This window comes from Streptomyces sp. NPDC059443 (genome assembly GCF_042750105.1).
Taxonomy (GTDB): domain Bacteria; phylum Actinomycetota; class Actinomycetes; order Streptomycetales; family Streptomycetaceae; genus Streptomyces.
Genome location: NZ_JBHYVM010000034.1, coordinates 93344 through 96333, shown reverse-complemented (window position 1 = coordinate 96333; position 2990 = coordinate 93344). Strand labels below are relative to the sequence as shown.

Annotated in this window: 4 protein-coding genes; all 4 read left to right on the top strand. The window is 74.7% G+C overall.

The genetic code is table 11. The annotated features are described in order from the left end of the window. Window positions 1-77 precede the first annotated feature (77 nt). The gene (locus tag ACFXDJ_RS28235) at window positions 78-794 is read left to right on the top strand and encodes an ABC transporter ATP-binding protein (protein ID WP_384663954.1); all 717 of its coding nucleotides are present in this window, start codon (window positions 78-80) and stop codon (window positions 792-794) included. Continuing rightward, window positions 791-1594, top strand: a complete 804-nt coding sequence (locus ACFXDJ_RS28230) for an ABC transporter ATP-binding protein (RefSeq protein WP_384663956.1) — start codon at window positions 791-793, stop codon at window positions 1592-1594. Before ACFXDJ_RS28235 ends, ACFXDJ_RS28230 begins: the two co-directional genes overlap by 4 nt. A 153-nt stretch (window positions 1595-1747) precedes the next feature. After that, complete coding sequence (locus ACFXDJ_RS28225) at window positions 1748-2596, top strand: aldo/keto reductase (RefSeq protein ID WP_384663958.1); 849 nt, start codon at window positions 1748-1750, stop codon at window positions 2594-2596. A gap of 8 nt (window positions 2597-2604) precedes the next feature. Beyond that, on the top strand, window positions 2605-2990 hold a 386-nt coding region (locus tag ACFXDJ_RS28220), incomplete at its 3' end, for an RICIN domain-containing protein (protein ID WP_384850757.1).

Below are 2990 nucleotides of genomic sequence, written 5' to 3'. Positions count from 1 at the left end.
AGGCTGGATTGCCCCAGCCCGCCCGGCGTTTGAGGGCCGGGGGCTGGGGCAGAGACCCAGTTTCGGGAAGGGGCGGGGTGGGGGGAAGCCCCGCAGGGACCGCCCCCGCCCTGGAGCTGCGCAGCGTGACGGCCGGGTACGACGGGGGGCTCGTGCTGCACGGGGTGGATCTCGTCGTGCGGCGCGGGGAGATCCTCGCCGTGCTCGGGCCGAACGGGGCCGGGAAGAGCACCGCCTGCCGGGTAGCGGCAGGGGCGCTGCCCCTCACTGGCGGGTCCGTCCTCGTCAACGGGCGGGACTCCAGCCGGGACGGAGCCGTACGCCGCTCCCGCGCCGGCGTGCTGCTCGCGCCCGAGGGCCGGGGGATCTTCCCCGCGCTCAGCATCGAGGAGAACCTGGCCCTGTACCTCCCGGACGCCGCCGAGCGGGACGCCGTCTACGCCCGGTTCCCCCGGCTGCGGGAGCGGCGCGGCATCGCCGCCGGGGCGCTGTCCGGCGGGGAGCAGCAGATGCTGGCCCTCGCACCGCTGCTCCAGCGGCCGCCCGAGGTGCTGATCGCGGACGAGCCTTCGCTCGGGCTCGCACCGCGCGTGGTGGACGAGGTGTACGGGCTGCTCACCGAGCTCCGCGACGCGGGGACCGCGCTGTTGCTGGTGGAGGAGAAGGCGGCCGAGATCCTCGGGATCGCCGATACCGTCGCCTACCTCTCCCAGGGCCGGGTCTCCTGGTGCGGCCCGCGCGCCGAGGTGGAGACGGACCGGCTGACCGAGGCCTACCTGGGGATGGGCACATGAGCGCGGGCAGCAGTAGCGGCACCGGCGGATACGTGCTGGAGGCCGTCGGGGTGAGCGTCCGGTTCGGCGGGGTCAGGGCGCTGGACGGTGTCGATCTCGGGATCCGGGCGGGCGAGGTGTGCGGGCTGATCGGGCCGAACGGGGCCGGGAAGACCACCCTGTTCGACGTCCTGTCCGGGATCCGGCGGCCCGACCGGGGCCGGATGCTGCTCGACGGGGTGGACATCACCCGTCGCTCCCCCGTCTGGCGGGCCCGGCACGGGATGCGCCGGACGTTCCAGCGCCAGCAGCTGTTCGGGCAGCTCAGCGTGGCCGACAACGTGCTCGTCGCGCAGGAGTGGCGGGGCGGGGGCGGCGGTCTGGCCGCCGATCTGGTCGCGTCCCCGGCCCGGCGCCGCCGGGAGCGGGAGCGGCGGGAGCGGGCCGCGCGGGTGCTGGCCGACTGCGGGGTCGGCGCGCTCGGAGCCTCGTACGCCGGTGGTCTACCGGTGGGTCGGGCCCGGATGGTGGAGCTGGCCCGCGCCGTGGCCGATCCGCCCCGGGTGCTGCTGCTGGACGAGCCCGCGTCGGGCATGTCGGCGCCCGAACGCGGGCAGTTGGCGGCGGTCGTGCGCCGGCTCGCCGAGGAGGAGGGCTGCGCGGTGCTGCTGGTCGAGCACAACGTGGCCTTCGTGATGGACCTCTGCGCCCGGGTGGTCGTCCTGGACCTGGGGAGCGTGCTCGCCGAGGGCACGGCCGCCGAGGTACGGGGAGACGCGCGGGTCCGGGAGGCGTACCTGGGGAACTACCCGGGGGCGTAGCCCCGCTCGCACCTGTTCCCGCCGTACGGATTTCACCCGTTCGGCGGGAATAGGCCACGCGGGAGTCCGGTTGTCGCCGGTCGTACGCGCAGCCAGTACCCGCACGCGTACCCGTACCGACGACCCGACGAGAACCAGAGGGAACGACCCGACGTGAACCAGGTCCCCGGCATCAAGCTCAACAACGGCACGATCATGCCCCAGCTCGGCTACGGCGTCTGGCAGGTCCCGGACGCGGAGGCGGAGCGGGCGGTCGGGACCGCGCTGGAGGCGGGCTACCGCAGCATCGACACGGCGTCCATCTACGGCAACGAGACCGGCACCGGCAAGGCCATCGCCGCTTCCGGGGTGCCGCGCGGGGAACTGTTCGTCACCACCAAGCTGTGGAACGGCAAGTCCGAGACCTGGGGCCGGGACAACGTGCTGCGCGAGTTCGACGCGTCGCTCGCCAAGCTGGGCCTGGACGACGTCGACCTCTACCTGATCCACTGGCCGCGCCCGATGCGCGAGGACTTCGTCGCCATCTGGAAGACCTTCGAGGAGATCGCGGCGAGCGGCCGCGCCAAGGCCGTCGGCGTGTCGAACTTCCGCCCCGCCGACCTGGAGCGGCTCGGCGCCGAGAGCTCCCTGGTCCCGGCCGTGAACCAGATCGAGCTGCACCCGCTCCTCCCGCAGACCGAACTGCGCGCCCTGCACGCCCGCCACGGCATCGCCACCGAGGCCTGGTCCCCGCTCGGCCAGGGCAAGGACCTCCTCACCCTCCCCGCCGTCACCGCGATCGCCGCCAAGCACGGCCGCTCCGCCGCGCAGGTGGTGCTGCGCTGGCACCTCCAGCTGGGCAACGTGGTGATTCCGAAGTCCGTGACCCCTTCGCGGATCCGGGAGAACCTGGACGTCTTCGGTTTCGAGCTCGATGCCGAGGACATCGCCGCCCTCGACGCGCTGGGCGCCGGATCGGCGGGGCGCCGCATCGGTCCCGACCCGGCCGAGTTCGACTTCTGAGCCCCGCGATGACGGCGCCGGACGGCGTGTACCTGGTCCGCAACTGCGCGAGCGGGCTGCTGCTCCAGGTCGAGAGCGGCAACCGGGTGTGCGTCGGGGCGGCCGAGGGGCCGGAGCCGGCCCGGCAGTGGGAGATCACCCCCGTCCACACCGGCGGCGGGATCTTCCACCTGGTCAGCGTCCACAACGGCAGGCGGCTCGACGTCGCGAACGCGTCCACGGAGAGCGGTGCCCGGATCCAGGTGTGGAAGGCGAACGCCTTCGGGGCCCAGGAGTGGGGGGGGGGGGGGGCCCCCCCCCCCCCCCCCGGGGCCCCGCCCCCCCCCCCCCCCCAGCGGCCGGCCCGGGGGGGGCGGCCCCCCGGCCGCGGGCCCCCCCGCCGCGACAGGGGGAG